Annotated in this window: 18 protein-coding genes and 1 tRNA gene; 12 read left to right on the top strand and 7 right to left on the bottom strand. The window is 36.7% G+C overall.

All coding sequences use genetic code 11. From position 1 onward, the window contains the following. Nucleotides 1–105 precede the first annotated feature (105 nt). The 3 genes from cobT to cobC are packed head-to-tail and all read left to right on the top strand — an operon-like array spanning nt 106 to nt 2,431. Nucleotides 106–1,110 carry a nicotinate-nucleotide--dimethylbenzimidazole phosphoribosyltransferase gene (gene cobT, locus AC27VX_RS08465; protein WP_488695032.1) on the top strand — a complete coding sequence of 335 codons (1,005 nt, stop codon included), beginning with the start codon at nt 106–108 and terminating at the stop codon, nt 1,108–1,110. Continuing rightward, on the top strand, nt 1,110–1,892 hold the full coding sequence (locus tag AC27VX_RS08460; RefSeq protein ID WP_236857989.1) for an adenosylcobinamide-GDP ribazoletransferase: 783 nt from the start codon (nt 1,110–1,112) through the stop codon (nt 1,890–1,892). The genes cobT and AC27VX_RS08460 overlap by 1 nt, the downstream gene beginning before the upstream one ends. Continuing rightward, nucleotides 1,877–2,431, top strand: a complete 555-nt coding sequence (cobC, locus tag AC27VX_RS08455) for an alpha-ribazole phosphatase family protein (protein ID WP_488695029.1) — start codon at nt 1,877–1,879, stop codon at nt 2,429–2,431. Before AC27VX_RS08460 ends, cobC begins: the two co-directional genes overlap by 16 nt. A 38-nt stretch (nt 2,432–2,469) precedes the next feature. Here cobC and AC27VX_RS08450 read toward each other — a convergent pair whose 3' ends face one another. The 5 genes from AC27VX_RS08450 to AC27VX_RS08430 all read right to left on the bottom strand — a co-directional run bounded on the left by AC27VX_RS08450 (nt 2,470) and on the right by AC27VX_RS08430 (nt 6,524). Continuing rightward, entirely contained in the window at nt 2,470–2,865 is a 396-nt protein-coding gene (locus AC27VX_RS08450) for a hypothetical protein (protein WP_236857991.1), read from the bottom strand. Nucleotides 2,866–2,972: 107 nt separating this feature from the next. Continuing rightward, nucleotides 2,973–3,464, bottom strand: a complete 492-nt coding sequence (locus tag AC27VX_RS08445) for a hypothetical protein (RefSeq protein WP_488695027.1) — start codon at nt 3,462–3,464, stop codon at nt 2,973–2,975. A 56-nt stretch (nt 3,465–3,520) separates the two neighbouring features. After that, nucleotides 3,521–4,726, bottom strand: coding sequence for a hypothetical protein (locus AC27VX_RS08440; RefSeq protein ID WP_488695025.1), 1,206 nt, complete (start codon nt 4,724–4,726; stop codon nt 3,521–3,523). 186 nt (nt 4,727–4,912) lie between these two features. Continuing rightward, a tRNA-OTHER gene (locus tag AC27VX_RS08435) sits at nt 4,913–5,019 on the bottom strand. Between the two features lie 122 nt (nt 5,020–5,141). After that, complete coding sequence (locus AC27VX_RS08430; protein WP_300685120.1) at nt 5,142–6,524, bottom strand: RtcB family protein; 1,383 nt, start codon at nt 6,522–6,524, stop codon at nt 5,142–5,144. Between the two features lie 157 nt (nt 6,525–6,681). Here AC27VX_RS08430 and AC27VX_RS08425 point away from each other — a divergent pair, with 157 nt between their 5' ends. The 3 genes from AC27VX_RS08425 (at nt 6,682) to AC27VX_RS08415 (ending at nt 8,386) form a co-directional block, all read left to right on the top strand. Then, nucleotides 6,682–7,017 carry a HopJ type III effector protein gene (locus tag AC27VX_RS08425; protein WP_488695022.1) on the top strand — a complete coding sequence of 112 codons (336 nt, stop codon included), beginning with the start codon at nt 6,682–6,684 and terminating at the stop codon, nt 7,015–7,017. A gap of 101 nt (nt 7,018–7,118) precedes the next feature. Further along, nucleotides 7,119–8,138, top strand: a complete 1,020-nt coding sequence (locus AC27VX_RS08420) for a helix-turn-helix transcriptional regulator (RefSeq protein WP_488695020.1) — start codon at nt 7,119–7,121, stop codon at nt 8,136–8,138. 110 nt (nt 8,139–8,248) lie between these two features. Beyond that, complete coding sequence (locus AC27VX_RS08415) at nt 8,249–8,386, top strand: hypothetical protein (RefSeq protein ID WP_236857996.1); 138 nt, start codon at nt 8,249–8,251, stop codon at nt 8,384–8,386. A 63-nt stretch (nt 8,387–8,449) separates the two neighbouring features. On the opposite strand, the gene AC27VX_RS08410 is transcribed toward AC27VX_RS08415, so the two are convergent. Continuing rightward, the gene (locus AC27VX_RS08410; RefSeq protein WP_488695018.1) at nt 8,450–9,634 is read right to left on the bottom strand and encodes a DUF1501 domain-containing protein; all 1,185 of its coding nucleotides are present in this window, start codon (nt 9,632–9,634) and stop codon (nt 8,450–8,452) included. Between the two features lie 108 nt (nt 9,635–9,742). Continuing rightward, nucleotides 9,743–11,122 carry a DUF1800 domain-containing protein gene (locus tag AC27VX_RS08405; RefSeq protein WP_488695016.1) on the bottom strand — a complete coding sequence of 460 codons (1,380 nt, stop codon included), beginning with the start codon at nt 11,120–11,122 and terminating at the stop codon, nt 9,743–9,745. Nucleotides 11,123–11,527: 405 nt separating this feature from the next. Here AC27VX_RS08405 and AC27VX_RS08400 point away from each other — a divergent pair, with 405 nt between their 5' ends. From AC27VX_RS08400 to AC27VX_RS08375, 6 genes are all read left to right on the top strand, one after another. Then, nucleotides 11,528–12,091, top strand: a complete 564-nt coding sequence (locus tag AC27VX_RS08400; protein WP_236858002.1) for a hypothetical protein — start codon at nt 11,528–11,530, stop codon at nt 12,089–12,091. Nucleotides 12,092–12,207: 116 nt separating this feature from the next. Beyond that, nucleotides 12,208–13,257 (top strand): glucokinase, encoded by a 1,050-nt coding sequence (locus AC27VX_RS08395; protein ID WP_236858011.1) that lies wholly within the window; start codon nt 12,208–12,210, stop codon nt 13,255–13,257. A 143-nt stretch (nt 13,258–13,400) separates the two neighbouring features. After that, nucleotides 13,401–13,967: a YceI family protein gene (locus tag AC27VX_RS08390; protein ID WP_236858012.1), complete on the top strand. Its 567-nt coding sequence runs from the start codon at nt 13,401–13,403 to the stop codon at nt 13,965–13,967. Nucleotides 13,968–14,045: 78 nt separating this feature from the next. Continuing rightward, a complete protein-coding gene (locus tag AC27VX_RS08385) occupies nt 14,046–14,675 on the top strand; it encodes a YceI family protein (protein ID WP_236858013.1) in 630 nt (209 codons plus the stop codon). A gap of 220 nt (nt 14,676–14,895) precedes the next feature. After that, entirely contained in the window at nt 14,896–15,546 is a 651-nt protein-coding gene (locus AC27VX_RS08380; protein ID WP_300685109.1) for an alpha/beta hydrolase, read from the top strand. Nucleotides 15,547–15,645: 99 nt separating this feature from the next. Continuing rightward, entirely contained in the window at nt 15,646–16,989 is a 1,344-nt protein-coding gene (locus tag AC27VX_RS08375) for an ammonium transporter (RefSeq protein ID WP_236858015.1), read from the top strand. The last annotated feature ends 17 nt before the right edge of the window (nt 16,990–17,006 follow it).

Genomic DNA, 17,006 nt, shown 5'->3' with positions numbered 1-17,006 from the left:
TGCATTCCTACTCCTTGCTCCTCTCTTTTTCTCAATTCTTGGCTCTTAACCCCCATTTCACTAATATTGCACTTTCTCTACTTAACATAATTATTTATCACGACCATGTTATCAAACGAACTACAGCATAAAATTGATTTTAAAACAAAGCCTTTAGGCGCATTAGGGCATCTGGAACACCTTGCTCACAAAATTGGAATGGTTCAGAAGACAACTACACCAAAGTTATTGAATCCACATATGGTGGTTTTTGCTGCGGATCATGGGATTGCCACAGCAGGTGTAAGTGCTTATCCTCAGGAGGTAACCTATCAGATGGTGATGAATTTCATTGGGGGAGGAGCTGCCATCAATGTTTTTTGCAGACAGCACGGTATTGAGATTAAAATTGTAGATGCTGGGGTGAATTTTGATTTTCCGGAAGGATTAAATTTGGTAAATAAAAAAGTCAGAAAGTCAAGCCGAAATATTCTGGAAGAACCTGCAATGACAGTTGAAGAATACCAGCAGGCTTTGGAAAACGGAAGATCAGTGGTGGCCGGAATTGTAAAAAAAGGATGTAATATTATTGGTTTCGGTGAAATGGGGATCGGGAATACTTCTGCTTCTTCTCTGATGATGAGCAAACTGTTTGATATCCCGATTACAAACTGTATCGGACGAGGAACCGGACTGAATGATCATCAGCTGCAGAATAAGATCAATATCTTAACGGAAGGGATAGAAAAATATCCCGCTTCAATGTCTGAGGACGAAATTGCACAAACCTTTGGTGGATTAGAAATTGCCCAAATGATAGGGGCTATAGAAGAAGCTTATCACCATAATATGCTGATTATGGTGGATGGATTTATCGCAACTGTGAGCGTAGCTGCTGCCTGGAAAAAGAATCCTGAGATTCTGAACAACTGCATTTTCTGCCATGTAAGTGATGAAAATGCCCATCTTCAGCTCTTAGGGTTGATGAGGGAGAAAGCACTTTTAAATCTCAATCTGCGTCTTGGAGAAGGAACAGGTTGTGCGTTAGCTTATCCGCTGATACAGAGTGCAGTGAATTTCCTAAATGAAATGTCAAGCTTTGAAGATGCTCATATTTCAAATAAAGAGTGATGAAAGCAGTAAAGAATGAACTCATCTACTTTGCAACTGCATTGATGTTTTTCACCAGAATTCCGGTTCCGTTTACCATTCCATATTCCAGTGAGATTATGAACAGATCTCAAAAATATTTTGCGTGGGTGGGGCTGCTGGTTGGATTAATCAATGCCGGGATTCTGTACTTTTCCAGCCAGCTTTTTAATCTGGAAATAGGGATTGTTCTCATGATGATCTCAAGTATTTTGTTGACCGGGGCTTTTCATGAAGATGGTTTCACAGATATGTGTGACAGTTTTGGAGGAGGTTATGGTAAAGAGAAAATCCTTACCATCATGAAGGACAGTAGAGTGGGTGCTTATGGAACGATTGGGATAATTTTGCTTTTTGCTTTGAAATTTTACAGTATTCAGGCTTTGGGAACAGTTGATTTGTTTAAAACCTTATCAATTGTCATTTTAGGTCATACCGTAAGCCGTTTTATTTCCGGAACGATGATCTATACCCATCAGTATGTGACAGATATTGACGCCAGTAAATCCAAACCGTTAGCCAATAAACCACTGGATGGAATGGCTTTAGTGATGGGATTTATCAGTGTTTTAATTGCTTTTGCCATAATTCCGGACTGGCGTTTGATTTTTGCTTTTGCGTTGGCATATTTGGGTAAAATCTATATGGGATGGTATTTTAAAAAACATATCGGAGGGTATACAGGCGATTGTCTGGGGTCTGTACAGCAGGTTTGTGAAGTTTTATTTTATTTAGGAACAATTATCGCATGGAAATTCATCTGATCCGCCATACTGCTGTAGAAAATCCCGAAAATCTGTGTTATGGATTTTCGGATATCCCTTTAAGAAAGAATTATCAGGAAGATTTTAAAAGAATATTACTGGATGATGATTATGATTTTGTCATTTCGAGTCCGTCTTTAAGATGTCACCTTTTAGCTGATCATTTTCAATTCGAGTATACAACAGATGAGAGGATTCGTGAAATGAATTTTGGAAATTGGGAGATGAAAAAATTGACCGATATTCCGGAAGAAGAGATCAATCCGTGGTATCAGGATTTCGTCAATGTAAAAGCGGCCGGTGGTGAAAATTTACTCGAAATGCAAACCCGGGTTCTTAGTTTCTGGAATGAATTGATTCTGAAAAAAGATACGGATAAAGTATTGATTGTTAGCCATGCCGGAGTGATTCGTCTGATTCTTCAGGCTGTCCTTCAGTTTCCGTTGGAGAAAATGTTTAGTATTCAGATTGATTATGGAAAAAAAGTACTTCTCAATCGTCATAAAAATCTGATGTCAATTAAAAATATTAATGTCTGAAATATACTTATTTTGTGCCTGGAGAAGAATCAAATATTTTATTTGGTTTCTGGATTATTCAAAGCTGAACCTGTTTTAAACTTCAGACACAATAAATATCCTATAAAAGCGCCAAGAATGGATGCGAAGATATCCTTGTAATCAAAAACATTGTTTTTAAAAATACTTCCTTGAATTAATTCATAACCTACAAGTCCTACAACTGTAAATAGGGTATGTTTTTTTAGTGTTAAGTTTTGATTTTGAGTGAAATAGAAAATGACAATGATAAGTCCTGCGAAAAAATTGGGTGAAGAATCTGCAATCCCGTAATCATTAATGTGGTTTGCATAAATATACTGTCTGTAAATCGATTTAAAAAGTATTGCTACAATGGACAGTAGAATGATAATAATCCATACATATTTAGTTTGTGAGAGAGGCTTGAATTTCATTTTTTATTCCTTGTTAATTAGTTTTTGGCAGCCAAGATTTCTTCAGTGGCGACTTGCTTGCTAAAATAACAAAAAAACGCCATTCGATCCTGTCAAATGGCACATTTTTATTTAAAAATCCTCATAAAGCTATCTTTTTCAAGCCTTTCCAGCGAGAAATCAAAATCAGCTTCCGCTCTTTCCGTTGTAATTTCGGCTCCAAGTTCTTTTACAAGATCATTGAAAGACAGAGAATCATACCATTGCTGATATAATGCACTTGTTGCCATCGCAGAAACCTCTGTATTTCCTGAAATATGAGAATGTCCTGCTCCGAAATTCAATAGTACGAAACATTGTTTTCCGTTTTTTGGCAGCAGTATTCCCAGAATCATTTGTTTTTGAACAGAGTTACATCTGGCCTCAGCAAATAGATGATTAGGATTCATCATATAGTCGTAGGAAATATCATCTCCCTTTCCGATAACGATTTTATATCCACAGTTGGTATCTCCGCTGAAAACATTATTCATCACGAGTGTTGGTGTACTCAGTCGCTTGTTGGCGTAAAGATATTCAACAGCACCATTGGGAGCGGAAGTTATATCTCCGGAATACATCAGTTGTCCGTTATCGTGATTATAAGCGGCATTCCAGCCTGTCTTTCCGGCAATATTCAGTCCCGAAAGGTCAAGGTCATGAGCCCCCCATTGATTTTCCCAATAAATACCAACAGCCAGCCTATCTCCATAAAAACGGGTTCCTGTAGGAATATGCCAACGAACATCTTTTCAGAAGTTGGCAATGCAAATTCTACATTTTCAGGGAAATAGAATTTCTTTCCGGAAAGATTTTCATATTTCAGTTTCAGATAATCCAAAATAAAATCATAGTTCATTTGATTTACGTAAGTTGCCTTACCTTTTTTTACCCATGATTTTCCGTTTCTGACTCTGTACACAAAAGTATCCTGACCATATATTCTTGAATAGCATGCTGACAAAGCTTTAAATAGAGCAAAAGGTGTCGCGTTTTCCAGCCAGTGCCAGTCGCTGTTTTCAAGAAATGTGTTGGTAGCATCATTCAATGGATTTGAAATTAATGGCTTATGATGTACCTTAGACAGTTTTGAAATTTTATTAATTGCTTTCGGAGCCTTATTTTTAAAAGCAAGGAATAGTGGTTTAAATCTGTTGAAAATTTCCGCAAGTTTTTCCAGACCAAAGCGTTCGAACAGATAGGTTGGATTAAATCTGCTTTGCTTTATTAAGTCAGTCAATTCATCATTTTTGATTAAAAGCGTTGTCGTGGTTGTTTTATAAATTACATACCGGAAAAACTCCACAGGATTTTCAGGGTAGATGTCATACAGATCGGCTATTTTTATAATCGCTTCTTTATTTCTGATATTCTCCTTTCCGGTAAAATCATACTCCAGTTCTGTATGCAGAATATAAAGGAGATCATCAATCGTTTCCTCTTTCAAGGCAATTCCGGACTTCAGGAGAGAAAGGCATTTTTCCTTCATTTCTTCTGCAGTATAGGCTTTTATCACCTTAAAAATAAGTTTCATATCGGGAACATTCAATACCTCTGAGGGAATATAGATTTCATTCTGAAAATCGCTTCCATATGTTGAAAGATAATGCTTAATCTGTTCAAAAAATAAATCAGCTCTGGAAGTATTTTTTATTTTCTTCCAGGATTTATGGAAGGTTTTATTCAACTCATTTCCATTCAGTTTTTCCTTTGCATAGTAGGAGATGATTTCATCTTTTGCCCAAACAGCATCAGATTCAACGATAAAACCATCATTAGAAATAAATGGCTGTTCATCTGACTTTCTAGCCAGTACAGCATTGAATAATTTTAATGTTTTCATTGTCTTTTAGTTTAAAAAATAAGTGAGGAGTAGATTCGTTAAAAGTGAAGTATATAGGAACTCCTTTTACCTATAATTTATAAAAAGCGGGGAGTAATTACCAAAAATATAGGAACTCCCTTTGCTTTATTTTTTGTAATCAATGAAAATGATCAATATCTAAAGATAGACATTTCCATGATAGTGAGGAGCAGACAGGACTCGAACCTGTGACCAAAACTTGAATTAATAGGAACTTTATCTGCTGTTAGAGAAAAGTAATCTTGTTGCTCTGCCATGTGAGCTACTGCCCCTGCCATTATGAAAAAAGTTTTCAGTAACCTTACGGGCTTTTACACCCATAAAGTTTAGTTATTGGTTTTTTGTCAATCTTATAGGTTTTTACACTGATAAGATTTAAATATTAGATGAAAAATTATTCTTTTCTGAATCTTTTCTTTTTCTTCCATGGTGCATTCTTCTGAACATCTCCGGCCATAATACATCCGTAAGGCATCACTTCATCCAGAACCTCACAAAGACCATATTCTTCTATCTGTGCTCTTACATTTTTAGCACTTTTATAAGCACTTGGCAATTCAGAAATATCAATTTCATTGGAATAGAAACGGATATCTAATCCTTCTGTTTCCTCATTGAAAATTTCTTCAGTTGTTTTATGAGTCATAGACTTCTTATGCTGGCTTCTGCTGAAGTTTCTTCCGGCTCCATGGGGCGCAAAACCCAGATTTCTTTCATGGGTTTTTCCCTGAACAATCAATACCGGCTCTGCCATATTCAAAGGAATCAGTCTTGGCCCTGTAATATCAGGCAGGAATTTATCATCCAGAGGAGTTGCTCCTTTAGCATGATAAAACAGGTCTCCATCTTTGAAAACGAAGTTATGCTCATTCCAATATCTGTTTTCCTTTTCTGTTTCCATTTTATTCAATACAGCATCATGAATAGAGGTATGGTTTTCCTTTGTCCATTGTCTGACCAGTTGAAGAGCTTCCCAGTAAGATTTACCTTCTTCAGTATCATAAGGAATCCATGCATTCTCTCTTAGCGTTTCAGGAGAGATTTCCTGTCTGAAACGGTTAGCGGTCTTCATTCCCTTATCATACAATGCAGCTCCCGGAGCCCTTGACCCGTGATGGGTAATCATCATGGTATTTCCGGTATTTTTAGAAATCCCTACGAACAAGAAATGATTTCCATCTCCCTGAGTTCCCATATGAGAACGGGCGATGCTGATTAACTTTTCATCATTTAAGAAATCATTTTCTCTGAAAGCATCCATCAGTTCCTGAGACATTGGCATCTGTTCTCCTCTTGGTCTTCCTCCATATCCGAAATGAGTTACCGAATGAGCTGCATCCAGCACTTTTTTTGGATCTGCCTTCCCAAAATCAGTCAGCATGACAGAACAACAGATGTCAGCACTATGGAATCCCGGGTGAATAGCATTTTTAGCAATCACAACACCTCCCACAGGAATCTGACCCTCAGGACCTGTAGGACAGGCATCCGGCATTAGTGCTCCTCCAGTCAGTGTAGGTGTTTTCATCAGAACTTTCATCGTTCTGATTACCTTTTCTACATTATCATTTTCACTCTCGTGCTCAGCTCTGATATTAATCACAAAATCTTTAGCGGTTTCATGAAGCGGCATAAGGTCGGGTTGTTTAAACTGTTCAAGATATGCTGCAATCTGAATTTCATCCAGATTATTTTCATTGATATAGGTAATGGCGTCTTTAAACCATTTTGCTGGTCTATATCCTAATTCGATTAAATGATTTCCGTTAAATTCCATCTTATTCAATTTGATGATGCAAAGTAAAAGTATAATTGCGCAATAGTTTTGCGTAGATTAAAAAAAATAATTATTTTTGTAAAATAATAAAGTGAAGGGTGAATTCGCAAATTTACCTGATAAGTAAATCTTTTAAATTTTAAAAACAATATTTATTATGGTACTATTAGAACAATTAAAACATTTCCCGGAAACCATTCAGTTTGCTGATGTCATTGCTCATATCGATGAAACTTACGATTTTACACCAACATCGTTTAAGAATGGTGGTACAAGCAATGAAGCAGGACAAAATAACGGTTCATGTAAAGTTTTCAGCTATGCCCAGCTTCACAATCTGCCGAAAGAAGAAACTCTTCAGCTATTTGGAGAGTTCTACAGAGAAGAGGTCCTGAAAAATCCTGAAGGAGAAGACCACCAGAATATCAGAAACTTTATGCAGTTTGGCTGGGACGGAATTAATTTTGAAGGAGAAGCTTTGAAAGAGAAGTAATTTTTAAGCTAAAAAGCAGATAAAGCAAAAGATAAATTTGCAAATCAGCGAATGCTAAAACCTGAAATATTATATAAATCAGACTATTAAACACTAAGGTTATGTCATCCAATAAAAACGCTCTGATTCGATATAAAACATTAGATAAATGCCTTAAGAACAAATACAGGAAATATACGCTTGAAGATCTCATTGACGAATGTTCCGAAGCTTTATTTGAATTCGAAGGTAAGGAGTCCTATGTCAGTAAGCGAACGGTTCAGCTTGATCTGCAGAATATGCGGAGTGAGAAGTTCGGATATGAGGCTCCTATTGAAGTCTATGAAAGAAGATATTACCGGTACAGTGATCCCGATTACAGTATCCATAACATCTCTGTGAATGAAAGTGATCTGAAGGCAATGAATAATGCGGTTCAGATTTTAAAGCAGTTCAAAGACTTTTCGATGTTTAAAGAAATGAACGGGGTTATCCAGAAACTGGAGGATTCTATTCATGCTACCAGCCAGAAATCGATTATTCATCTGGATAAAAATGAACAGCTGAAAGGACTTGAACACATCGATATTCTGTACGAAAGTATTGCCAATAAGAAAGTATTAAAGATTTTCTATAAAAGCTTTACCGCAAAAGAATCCAATATCTTCACGGTTCACCCGCAGTTGTTAAAGGAATTTAATAACCGCTGGTTCCTGATCTGCCTTTATAAACAGAAAATGTATAATCTGGCACTGGACAGGATGGAAAGTATCGAAATTGATGAACGCCTTCAGTATATTGATAAAGATCTGGATGGGGACGAATATTTTAAAGATATTATAGGAGTTACAGTTGCAGATGGAATGGCTCCCAGAAACGTGGTTTTTTGGGTAGATTCCGGAAATGCCCCTTATGTAAAGACAAAACCACTCCATAAAAGCCAGGTGATTGTAAGTGAAGATAATGAAGGAACAATTTTTAAAATATGTGTCCAGATTAATTTTGAACTGGAAAGACTTCTGCTGGGGTTTGGCGATTCTCTGATTGTTCACAGACCTCAGAAACTGAGAATTAAAATGGAAGAGAAGTTCAGTGCAGGAAGTAAAAATTATCAGAATCTGATTGTTACCGATGAGAATTAATCTGTAAAGGCTTTTAAAAGAAAATGGATCAATGATTAATAAATTCTTAATTAATGATTTTAAGCTTGGCTTAGAAATTGCATTATTTTAACATATATAAAATCACGTTTATGAAATCAAGAATATTTAAAGCATTAGTTGCAATTGTAGCACCACTGGTAATAGAATATATTGTGAAAAAAATATCAGAAAAACTTGATCCAAAGGAAGAGCAGAAAGAAAAAAAGCCAAAGCAGGTGACTGCTTAAAAATGGTTGAAATTTAAAATTATTGAAAAAGAGACTGTCATGAATATGCACAGTCCCTTTTTTTTATATAAAGTCGTAAATTCCGTCTTTCCACCCCAACACTTTAGAAGAATCCGCTTTTAGCCAGTTTTTCAGAATTGTAGCATATACTTTTCTGAAATCTTCCTTGTAGATGAGATCTCCTTCATTCAGGTTTTGAAGATCTGGAAGAGGATTTAATAATCCTTTCTTTTTAAGAGCTCCGCTGATGAAAAACATCTGGTTGGCTGTTCCATGATCCGTTCCGTTGCTGGCATTCTGAGCAACACGGCGGCCAAATTCCGAAAAACTCATCAGCAGCATATTATTGAAAAGCCCGTTGCTTTTCATATCCGCAACAAATGATTTTACAGCTTCATTGATGTCATCAAATAGTTTTTTCTGTCTGTCGCTCTGATTAACATGGGTGTCAAAACTTCCCACCGAAAGATAGTAAACCTGTGTATTGATATCAGACTTTATTAAGGAAGCGACTGTTTTGAAATCTTTTCCTAATTGTGAATTGGGATAAACTTGTTCTGTCTTTTTAGCTTTACTCTTTTCAAAAATATAACCGGCATTATTGATGGTAGAGCCCAGGGTCTGATATAGATAAGAAACTGTCTCATCATCATGATGGTGATCATACAAAGATTTGAAATACTTCTCCTGACTGGTTTGATAAAGTCTTTTAGGATCTTTAAAAGCAAAAGCTTTATTATTTTCACCTTTTAACGCCAAACTCAGCATATCATCTACTTCCAGTGCCTGAGTTGGGTGGTCACAACGGTAACATTCTTCATCCAGAAAACGCCCAAGCCAGCCTGTTTCCAGAAACTGATCGCTCCGGCTTGCAGACTGCCAGATATCCATACTCCGGAAGTGGGATTTGTCAGGATTTGGATATCCCACACTGTTCATTACAGAAAGTTCACCATTGTCAAAAAGCTCTTTAAAATAGGAGAGAGAAGGATTGATCCCCGCTTCATCTGTTAGAGAAAGTGAATCCTGAATAGCCAGTGTTTTTCTTTCCCTGAAATAAATGTCATTTTTTGCCGGAATGATAGTATTTAAACCATCATTACCACCTGTAAACTGGAGGACTACCAAAATATTCTGACCCGGAACCAGAGCATCATCCAATGTCATTGATTGCAGAAAATTAGGCACCAGCAGCGAAGCGGTAGCCAACGAACTTATTTTGAGGAATTCTCTTCTTTTGATTAGCATAACTTTAAGGTTTAGGTTGCTGAATAATGAGTAGATCTTAAGTTGCAGATTATACCTTATATTTCACCGGAATAATGTCTTAATGGTATCATCTGCGATCTTAAAAAACTACATTAACTGATATTCCGGGGTAGACATCAGATTGATGACATTCATTTTTGTACTGTTATCAGAAAAACTCTTCACCGTATTTATATCCAGGCTTTGGGCATTTTGGATAAGATAATCCTCGCAGTTTTTATGCGCAAATATCTTGTCTACACGTTCCCAGTCTATGGTGATATTCGGGTTTTTAAACGTTTTATTTAAGGCTGTTTCTCTGGATTTCATTCCCATATCAATATCGTCATCCTCACGAGGACTGTATTCTAGCGGACGGAGTCCGGACCAGATCTGTGGAACCTGAAGCCTCAGCATCAGCGTAGAACTGTCGATCCAGGATTTTCCATTGGGCCATCCTGAAACATTGGGAGGATAAAGAAGCATCTGTCCTAAGAGTTTCTGATAAACGATGAGGTTTTCCGGATTCTGAATATGCATAGGAAGTACCCGCATGATTCCTGCCATCAGCTCTACAGGAGATTTTATTCTGTTTCCTATATTTTTCTGATCATAAAACCATGAACTTGAAAATATCTCATTCATTAATTTTTTAATATCATATCCAGAGCTGTAAAACTTAGTACTTAAGCTGTTTACAATAGTATCATCCACCTTTTCATTAACGAAAAACCTATAGATCTTAGCCGTAATAAATCTGGCCGTCGCTTTCTGTTCCAGAATAATGTTTAAAGCATCTGTTCCACTGAAGTTTCCTGTTTTGTTTAGAAAAGTTTTGATTCCTTCATCATGAAGATTTTTTCTTTCTTTGAAATTTCCATCCTTATCATAGCTCCATCCTGTAAAAGCTCTTGCTCCTTCCCGTACATCTTTTTCAGTGTAATTTCCCCTGCCCATCGTAAAAAGCTCCATAACCTCTCTGGCAAAATTTTCATTAGGATGATCTTTCTTATTCTGCTGATTGTTCAGAAAGTTGAGCATAGCCGGTGATTGGCTGACTTCGAAAAGCAGATCTTTGAAGTTCCCCAATGCATTTTTCCGAATGGTATTGAGAAGCTGCCTGTTGAATTTTGGATTCAGAACCCTTGATGCAAAATGTCCATGCCAGAAAAAAGCCATCTTTTCTCTCATCTGTTCCTTGCTGTTCACCATGGAATCCAGAAAATTAAGGTTCAGTTCATTGTTCTGTTCCCTATAAATCCGCTGCATTTCTTTTTTCTTTTCCGCAAGGGCGGTGCTGCTCATGTCATCAGCTGTTGGATCTGAATCGGGAGTGTCATATGTGATCTCTTTAAAGCTATCTTGCCTGAACAGGTCGTTTAAAAGGGTATGGGTGTTTTTATTTTTCAGATCATCAATCTGATTGATTCCAACACCGAAACCTGCGCGCCAAAGAAGATGCTTGTTTTTTAATAATGAATCAGCCATGGTGAGAACATTTATTTTTTTGATGTATTTTAAGGAGAAAGGTTAAAATGATAACGAATTAATGATTGTTAATATTACTATATTAATACAGAAGACATAATCATCTGTAAACAGAATCAGATCGAAAATTAGATGATCTGTATTTTTTAAGGATAAATACTAAATATACTAAATCTCAGGATAAGCATAATAACTCCTACTATATTTTTGCAAATTTTAACTCTTAATTCACTTTTCAAGGCTTTTTTCTGGTAATTTTTGTTAAACAATCATTTAAATTTTGTTAAAAATAATCAATTGATAACCATTGTTTTATGTGTTTTTCGAGTGTTAAAGTGGAGCGGTTTGCTTTCCTTGGCACGATTTTTACATCTTCTAGTTTAGTAAAATTAAAAAATTAGAGTTATGAAAATGTTTAAACAAGCAATATTGCTGGCTGGAGTTTTAACAGCAGGAATAGCAAGCGCACAGAATTCAAAAATGAATAATATGATCAAAGTGGGCGCAAATGTTGGTTTAGCAGTTCCTGCAGACAATCTTTCTGCAGCTGTAGGAGTAGATGTGTCTTATCAGAACCTTATTACACCTGGGTTCGGATTAGGAATCGCATCAGGATATACTCACTATTTTGGTAAAGAGAACAACGGTTATAAAAATAATGATGTAGGCGTAGTTCCTGTAGCAGCTTTAATAAGAATTTATCCAAAACAAACCGGTTTCTATTTCGGAACAGACTTAGGATATGGTTTCCTGGTTGGAGATAAGCAGGTTGCTTCCAATACAAGTGTAGAAAGAGCCAACGGTGGTTTCTACATTAAGCCGGAGATCGGATACCACAATAAAGACTGGAATTTCTTCGTACAATACCAGAAGGTTTTTGTAGGAACTAAAGGAGATTTAGCTGGTCAGGACTATAATGTGGGGAACATCGGAGTAGGATTCGGTTACAATCTTCCATTAGGAAAGTAGTTAGATTTAATATATAAACAATTATTAACCAAAACCTTTTCACGAAAGTGAAAAGGTTTTTTTGTTCTGTGCAGGATTTACAAAAACAATTATTATATTTGGTAAAATTTGAGGTTATGATTCTGAATCCAAAGTTTCCACTTTATTTACCAGGAGTAGAGAACAGTAATAATGAGAACATTTCTATCATCGGGGCAAGTCTCCGTGAAGATATAACCATCCTTGGCTATTTTGTTTCCGGTAACGGAGGTCTTGATATAAAACTCCAGAATACTTATTCAACGAAAGAGTACGCTTCTTTTTCTGATATTTTAAAGAAGTTTATTCAGGATAACCAGCTGGAAAACGTAAAACGTCTGGGAATGGCTGTGCCGGGACCTGTACTTGACGGGAAAAGCAACCCTGCAAGATTAGGCTGGAATTTAGACATCCAGGAGTATGCCAGAGAATTCGGGTTTGAAAAAGTAGATATGCTGAATGACCTGGAAGCATCTGCCTACGGAATGGCTCTTCTGGAAGATGACGATCTTGATGCCATCTATACAAGCGGTCATCTTGAAAAAGGAAATGTTGCCATTCTTGCACCCGGAAACGGATTGGGAGAAGCGGGATATTTCTTTGACGGAAAAAATCTGAGACCTTTCGCTACAGAAGGGGGACATTCTGAATTTTCACCAAGAACAAACGTAGAGGTAGAATTCTATCAGTTTTTAAATAATATCTACGGAATTGTTAGCTGGGAAAATGTACTTTCTAAGACAGGCTTATTCAATATATACAGATTCCTGAGAGACGTAAAAAGACATCCTGAACCTGAATGGCTGGGAGAGCGTCTTGCCCAGGGGAACTTTGTAGAAGAATTGTATAAAGCTGCCGTAGAAGATAATGTATTGATCTGTAGAATTGCTTTAGATACCTTCCTTGAGTTTCTGGCCCGTGAAGCGAACAATTTAACATTAAAATTAAAAGCGACAGGAGGTTTACTGATTTCAGGAGATATTCCACAGATGATGAGAGAATATATGGATAAAGATAAGTTCTACGAAAAATTCAAGATCAGTGATAAGATGGAAGAAATGCTTAAAAATATTCCAATCTATCTGGTCAAGCAAAACCACACCGCACTAAAGGGTATGGCACTTTACACCGCTTACTCTCAAGAATAACAAAAAGCTCCGAAGAAATTCGGAGCTTTTTTATGAGATGATATTATTCATAAAAATAATTAATTTTCTTGATATACATCAATGTGGTCTATCGGATAAGATAGCTACCTTTGTGGTATTAAATAAGTAAATAACTCTATTCAATGAAAAAAATATTTTTATTAGCAGTTTTAGCTGGAGGTTTAGCTTTCGGGCAGTCAAAAAAAGTAGTAGCATCTGATGTACACTGGTGGGGGTATAAAGTAGCAAAATCTGAGGCAAGTTCTCACGACGGTACTGTAAAAGTAAAGTCAGGAGATATGGTGATGAAAGGAAATGATTTGGTAGGAGGAAGCTTCGTTCTGGATATGACTTCTATCAATGCAACTGACCTTACAGGTGAATATCAGCAAAAATTAAACGGACACCTTAAAAACGGTGACTTCTTTGAAGTTGAAAAATTCCCTACAGCTGCTTTCAAAATCACCTCTGTAAAGAAAAACAATGATAAAGTTTACAGTTCTTTAGTAACAGGAAACCTTACTTTAAAAGGGAAAACAAGCCCTATTACTTTCCCTGCCAAGATTTCTTACAGCAAAGGAGTAGTAAGTTTGGTATCTAACAAATTCTCTTTCGACAGACAGAAATTTGATGTTGCATACAAATCTACAATGCAGGATGTTTTTGTGAAAGATGACATCGATATGATTGTAAAGGTAACTGCTCAATAAATTAATCAAAAAAAGATTGTTAAAAGTGTAGAAGTTCTACACTTTTTTTTATTTTTGTTGAATTGTAAATAAAAAAGAATGAAAAGATTACTATTGTTTGCTATGGTGTGCGCAGGTATATCATTTGTTTCTGCTCAGAAGAAGTTTGATAAAGTTGCAAAGGTAACTTCATCAGAGATCAGATGGTGGGGGTATAAGGTTGTAAAGACTGAAGCTTCTTCCCACTCAGGAACTGTAAAGCTAAAGAGCGGAAAATTCAACTTTGACCATACTGTTTTGGTAGACGGAGAGTTTGTAATAGATATGAGAAGCATCATGGCGGGAGATGTTTCCGACGAAGATCAGATCAAACTTACAGATGACCTGAAAAGTACTAACTTCTTCGAAGTAAAGAAATTCCCGATTGCCAAATTCCATTTGACTAAAATTATTCCTTTAGCAAACAGTGAGTATAACTCTACAGTGTATGGTGATCTTACCCTTAAAGGGGTGAGAAAAACAATATCTTTCCCAGCCAATGTATATGTGACTCAGTTTACAACATCTATTGAATCTGCTAAGTTCTCTCTGAACAGAAGAGACTTTAAAGTATTCTATCAATCTTCACTGAAAGATTATTTCATCAAAAATGAAATGGATATCCAGTTCAAAGTAACTACTGAAATGTTAGATAACGAGAACAGACTTCCTGCTAAAAAGAAAAAATAAGATTAAATACTATATTGATATCAAAAGAGCGGTTCCTGCGGGACTGCTCTTTTTTATTAGCTGCTAATGCCGAAACAAATCTTTGTACATCTCATGACGATTTAATAAGATAACCTCCAAATATGATCAAGTGCGTCATACAAAAGCAATCTCTCATATTTCTTATGTTCTTTTTGGTTTATACTTTTTCCTTTTTCTGCAATTTTTATAAATTAGCGGCATGAAAATTTATATCGTAAGTGGTCTTGGAGCAGACTTTAAGGTACTTGAAAGAATAGAGTTTCCCAGGCACTGTGAATTGATTTTTATAGACTGGCTTATCCCTGAAAAAAATGAACCTTTTCATGACTATGTCAAAAGAATGGCTGAAAAAGTAGATGATTCGGAGCCATTCTGTCTTTTGGGGTATTCTTTCGGAGGAATCATTGTACAGGAAATCAACCGGTTGAAAACCGCAGAGAAAGTTGTTATTCTGGGAAGTATAAAATCTGATAAAGAAAAATCCAAATTTATAAAAACAGGAGAGGTCACGAAGATCCCACGCATTCTTCCGGTAGGTTTGTTTAATGATAAAGCTGCTAATGCATATGTGGTGGTCCGAAAACTTTTTGATCCTAAAAATCCTAAGCTTCTTCAGTATTTCAAAGTGAGAGATCCTTATTACCTGAAATGGTCTGTAGAGAAGGTTGCTGAGTGGAAATTCGATGAAAATCCTGACGTAATCCAGATTTTGGGAGATAAAGATATTGTTTTTCCTATCCGGAATTCAAAGCCTGACTATGTAATCAAGGGAGGAACTCATCTTTTTCCGGCAACTAAACATAAGGAAGTTTCAAAAATACTCGCAGATATTTTCTGTGAAAAAAAGTAATATTATTTATTGATTGGTTTTTTAACAGGGGTATTGCTGTTGAAAAATTAATTTTTTCAGAATTTATATTTAAATTTGATAGGGTTAAATATGAATTTTATGAAAATAGGATTAAAATGGATCGTTTCATTCTCGGTTATTTCACTGGTAGCTGTCGGAGGTTTATTCTGGAATCCATCCTCGGATGTTGCCAATACCGGAGAGTTTTTAAGTGAAGATAAGATTGTGGGAGCAGATGTAGCCTGGATTTTGGCTGCTGCAGGACTTGTATTGCTGATGACCCCGGGGCTTTCGTTTTTTTACGGAGGGATGGTTGGAAGGAAAAATGTGATTTCTACGATGCTTCAGAGCTTTATTGCTTTAGGGGTGATCTCTATTTTATGGGTGGTCGTTGGGTTTTCCCTTTCTTTTGGAGAATCGCTTGGATTCTCGTTTAAAGGTGTCCATTACGGGATTATAGGTAATCCTTTGAGCTATCCGTTTTTCAATAAGGTAGGAAGCCTGCCTCATTCTCAGATGGCTTCTACCATTCCCTTTATACTTTTTGCCCTTTTTCAGATGAAATTTGCAGTCATTACCCCTGCCATTATCACAGGTTCTTTTGCAGAGAGGGTACGTTTCATTTCCTATCTGTTGTTTATTGTTCTTTTCTGCATTTTCATTTATACCCCGCTTTGTCATATGGTTTGGCATCCTGATGGCCTTCTGAACAAATATTTTGGAGTAAAAGATTTTGCAGGAGGAACCGTAGTGCATATGAGTGCCGGTTTTGCGGCGCTTGCAGGAGCTTTGGTAGTAGGAAACAGAAAAAATCCCCATCATGAACCATCCAATATTCCGTATGTGCTTTTAGGAACCGGAATGCTTTGGTTTGGCTGGTTTGGTTTTAATGCAGGATCGGCACTCAGTGCTTCTGCTTCTGCGGCTACAGCATTTGGAACCACTACTATTGCATCAGCATCTGCGATGATGACATGGATATTTTTTGACAGAATCAATGGTAGAAGCGTTTCAGCACTGGGAGCCTGCATTGGAGCTGTAGTAGGATTGGTAGCGATCACGCCGGGATGTGGATTTGTAAGTATCGGGGAGAGCCTTTTTATAGGATTTTTAACCGCTGTAGTTTCTAATGTAATGGTCAACTGGAAAGCTTTAAAAAAGGTAGATGATACACTGGATGTTTTTGCCTGCCATGGAGTAGGAGGAATTATGGGAATGATTCTGACAGCAGTTTTTGCTCATGGTGAAAAGGCAAGTCTCCTTCATGGAGGAATTAATGTATTTCTTCATCACATGGCTGCTTTGATTCTTGTTTCCTGTTTTACTTTTTTCGGATCATTGCTGCTATATAAAATTACTGATTCTATTATTACGCTGCGGGTATCTGAAGAATCCGAGAATAAGGGGCTGGACCTTTCTCAGCACGATGAAAGCCTGATGTGATGTTCTCCTGTTCCTAA

The organism is Chryseobacterium sp. 14P4.3.2, assembly GCF_057799275.1.
The sequence above is the reverse complement of the archived record's forward strand: the minus strand, read 5'-3'. Positions and strand labels throughout refer to the sequence as shown.

Coding starts and splice junctions, on each gene's coding strand:
- AC27VX_RS08410 (WP_488695018.1), bottom strand. CDS start 9,634: ATGCTAATCAAAAGAAGAGAATTCCTCAAAATAAGTTCGTTGGCTACC.
- AC27VX_RS08385 (WP_236858013.1), top strand. CDS start 14,046: ATGAAAAGATTACTATTGTTTGCTATGGTGTGCGCAGGTATATCATTT.
- AC27VX_RS08400 (WP_236858002.1), top strand. CDS start 11,528: ATGAAAATGTTTAAACAAGCAATATTGCTGGCTGGAGTTTTAACAGCA.
- AC27VX_RS08450 (WP_236857991.1), bottom strand. CDS start 2,865: ATGAAATTCAAGCCTCTCTCACAAACTAAATATGTATGGATTATTATC.
- AC27VX_RS08430 (WP_300685120.1), bottom strand. CDS start 6,524: ATGGAATTTAACGGAAATCATTTAATCGAATTAGGATATAGACCAGCA.
- cobT (WP_488695032.1), top strand. CDS start 106: ATGTTATCAAACGAACTACAGCATAAAATTGATTTTAAAACAAAGCCT.
- AC27VX_RS08460 (WP_236857989.1), top strand. CDS start 1,110: ATGAAAGCAGTAAAGAATGAACTCATCTACTTTGCAACTGCATTGATG.
- AC27VX_RS08425 (WP_488695022.1), top strand. CDS start 6,682: ATGGTACTATTAGAACAATTAAAACATTTCCCGGAAACCATTCAGTTT.
- AC27VX_RS08380 (WP_300685109.1), top strand. CDS start 14,896: ATGAAAATTTATATCGTAAGTGGTCTTGGAGCAGACTTTAAGGTACTT.
- AC27VX_RS08390 (WP_236858012.1), top strand. CDS start 13,401: ATGAAAAAAATATTTTTATTAGCAGTTTTAGCTGGAGGTTTAGCTTTC.
- AC27VX_RS08395 (WP_236858011.1), top strand. CDS start 12,208: ATGATTCTGAATCCAAAGTTTCCACTTTATTTACCAGGAGTAGAGAAC.
- AC27VX_RS08375 (WP_236858015.1), top strand. CDS start 15,646: ATGAAAATAGGATTAAAATGGATCGTTTCATTCTCGGTTATTTCACTG.
- AC27VX_RS08420 (WP_488695020.1), top strand. CDS start 7,119: ATGTCATCCAATAAAAACGCTCTGATTCGATATAAAACATTAGATAAA.
- AC27VX_RS08445 (WP_488695027.1), bottom strand. CDS start 3,464: ATGTATTCCGGAGATATAACTTCCGCTCCCAATGGTGCTGTTGAATAT.
- cobC (WP_488695029.1), top strand. CDS start 1,877: ATGGAAATTCATCTGATCCGCCATACTGCTGTAGAAAATCCCGAAAAT.
- AC27VX_RS08415 (WP_236857996.1), top strand. CDS start 8,249: ATGAAATCAAGAATATTTAAAGCATTAGTTGCAATTGTAGCACCACTG.
- AC27VX_RS08405 (WP_488695016.1), bottom strand. CDS start 11,122: ATGGCTGATTCATTATTAAAAAACAAGCATCTTCTTTGGCGCGCAGGT.
- AC27VX_RS08440 (WP_488695025.1), bottom strand. CDS start 4,726: ATGAAAACATTAAAATTATTCAATGCTGTACTGGCTAGAAAGTCAGAT.